At 70.1% G+C, this 2,412-nt stretch carries 2 protein-coding genes; both read right to left on the reverse strand.

Going from position 1 to position 2,412, the window contains the following annotated elements; genetic code table 11:
- Positions 1–689, reverse strand: a 689-nt coding sequence (gene tal / locus ACYVF3_RS15895) for a transaldolase (protein WP_461155008.1), incomplete at its 3' end; no start/stop codon positions are given.
- 14 nt (positions 690–703) lie between these two features.
- The coding region (locus ACYVF3_RS15900; RefSeq protein WP_461155009.1) for a transketolase family protein at positions 704–2,412 on the reverse strand (1,709 nt) is incomplete at its 5' end.

Here is a 2,412-nt window from a genome sequence, read left to right on the forward strand (position 1 = left end):
GCCTGGCCGCGCAGCGGGTGGCCCTCCTGCATCGCGTCCAGCCGCTTGTCGATCTCGGTGTCCACGCGGGAGACGAAGAACGACGCCACCGACTCGATCGACGCGAGGTCGTGGCCGTTGGCCTTGGCCAGCTCCAGGCCCGCCAGGAACGCGTCCATGACCTGCTCGTAGCGCTCCACCGAGAAGATCAGCGTCACGTTCACGCTGATGCCCTCGCCGATCACCTTGGTGATCGCCGGGAGGCCCGCCAGCGTGGCCGGGATCTTGACCATCAGGTTCGGCCGGTCCACGGCCTTCCACAGATCGATCGCCTCGGCCACCGTCTTGTCGGTGTCGTGGGCCAGCCGCGGGTCGACCTCCAACGACACCCGGCCGTCCACACCACCGGTCCGCTCGTAGACGTTGCGGAAGATGTCCGCCGCGTCCCGCACGTCGCTGGTGGTGATCTCGCGGATCGTGTCGTCGACGCTCGCGCCGCGCGCCGCCAGCTCCGCGACCTTCTCGGAGTAGTCGGCGGCGTTGGACAGCGCGTTGGCGAAGATCGTCGGGTTGCTCGTGACCCCGACGACGGCCTGGTCGGTGATCAGCTGGGCGAGGTTGCCCGAGCTGATGCGCTGGCGGGACAGGTCGTCCAGCCAGATCGACACTCCGGCCTCGGTGAGGGCCTTGAGATTCGCGTTGGTCGTCACAGTGATTCCTCCGCTCACGCCTGCTTGGCGTTGCTCAGGCTGCGTCGAGCAGCTGCGACAACGGCTTCGGTGGTGATGCCGAACTGCTCGTAAAGGGTCTTGTAGTCGGCCGAAGCACCGAAGTGCTCCAGCGAGACCGACTCACCGGCGTCCTTGACGAACCGGTACCACGGCATGGCGATGCCGGCCTCGACGGAGACGCGGGCCTTCACCGAGCTCGGCAGCACCGACTCGCGGTAGGCCTCGTCCTGGTCGTCGAACCACTCGACGCACGGGAACGAGACGACGCGGGTCGCGACGCCCTCGGACTCCAGGGCCTTGCGGGCCTCGACGGCCAGCTGGACCTCGGAACCGGTCGCCATCAGGATCAGCTCCGGGTTGCCGTTGGCGGCGTCGGCCAGGACGTACCCGCCCTTGGCGACACCCTCGGCGGACACGCCCTCCAGCGTCGGGACGCCCTGGCGGGTCAGCGCCAGGCCTGCCGGGCCGGTCGGGTTCTCCAGCACGGTCTTCCACGCGGCGGCGGTCTCGTTGGCGTCCGCCGGGCGGACCACCGAGAAGCCGGGGATCGCGCGCAGCGACGCGACGTGCTCGATCGGCTGGTGGGTCGGGCCGTCCTCGCCCAGGCCGATGGAGTCGTGCGTCCAGACGAAGATCGACGGGACCTTCATCAGGGCCGCCAGGCGCACCGCCGGGCGCATGTAGTCGCTGAACACCAGGAAGGTGCCGCCGTAGGGGCGGGTGCCGCCGTGCAGCGCGATGCCGTTGACGATCGCGCCCATCGCGTGCTCGCGGATGCCGAAGTGCAGCGTCCGGCCGTAGGGGTTGGCCGACCACGCGTCGGTGGAGATCGTCTCCGGGCCGAACGAGGGCTGGCCCTTCATGCTGGTGTTGTTGCTCTCGGCGAGGTCGGCGGAGCCGCCCCACAGCTCGGGCAGCACGTCGGCCAGCGCGTTGAGGACCTCACCGGAGGCCTTGCGGGTGGCGACGCCCTTGCCGTCGGCCTCCCAGCTCGGCAGCTTCTCGTGCCAGCCGGCCGGCAGCTCGCGGGTGGCCAGCCGGTCCAGCAGCGCCTTGCGCTCCGGGTTGGCCGAGGCCCACTTGTCGAAGGCGACCTGCCACTCGGCGTGCGACTGCTTGCCGCGCTCGACGACCTCGCGGGCGTGGGTCAGGACCTGGTCGGTGACCTCGAAGGACTGCTCCGGGTCGAAGTTCAGGGCCTTCTTGATCTCGGCGACCTCGTCGCCGCCGAGGGCGGCGCCGTGGGCCTTGCCGGTGTTCATCTTGGTGGGGGCGGGGTAGCCGATGACGGTGCGCAGCACGATCAGGGTCGGGCGCGTGGTGTCGGCCTTGGCGGACTCGATGGCCTCCAGGAGGCCCTGCACGTCTTCGCCGCCGTGGACGGTGAGGACCTGCCAGCCGTAGGACTCGTAGCGCTTGGCGGTGTCCTCGGTCAGGGCGATGCCGGTGTTGTCCTCGATGGAGATCTCGTTGGCGTCGTAGAGGACGGTGAGGTTGCCCAGCTGCTGCACGCCGGCCAGCGAGGAGGCTTCGGAGGTGACGCCCTCCTCGATGTCGCCGTCGGAGGCGATGACGTAGATGTGGTGGTCGAACGGGCTCTCGCCCGCGGCGGCCTCCGGGTCGAACAGGCCGCGTTCGCGGCGGGCGGCCATGGCCATGCCGACGGCGGTGGACAGTCCCTGGCCGAGCGGGCCGGTGGTGG

This window comes from Saccharopolyspora tripterygii, from assembly GCF_054778355.1.